Source organism: Mammaliicoccus lentus, from assembly GCF_002902755.1.
GTDB lineage: Bacteria > Bacillota > Bacilli > Staphylococcales > Staphylococcaceae > Mammaliicoccus > Mammaliicoccus lentus.
Genome location: NZ_PPRS01000075.1, coordinates 1 through 344, shown reverse-complemented (window position 1 = coordinate 344; position 344 = coordinate 1). Strand labels below are relative to the sequence as shown.

At 30.2% G+C, this 344-nt stretch carries 1 protein-coding gene; it reads left to right on the top strand.

What is annotated here, in order from left to right; genetic code table 11:
* A partial coding sequence (locus tag CD135_RS12885; RefSeq protein WP_420920320.1) for an IS110 family transposase occupies window positions 1–344 on the top strand: 344 nt, incomplete at both ends.

Genomic DNA, 344 nt, shown 5'->3' with positions numbered 1-344 from the left:
AAATTAATTTTTGAATCCACAGGTATATATTCAAGAGCTATGGTTCGGTTCTGTCGAGTTAACCAAATTAATTATATTGAGTTGAATCCTTTAGAAGCAAAGTTCAAAACAAGCTCTTTAAGGTCTTGGAAAACAGATCAATCAGACGCACATAAGTTAGCCCAAATAGCACCTTTTTTAAATGATTCCGATAGTTTAAATAATACAAATGATGATATTTACTTTGAATTACGTGAGCGTGCTCGATTTCATCTAGAATTCGAAAATGAACAAAATCGATTGAAAGTTGAAATTATTGAGATACTTCATCAAACATTTCCTGGCTTAGAAAAACTATTTAAAAA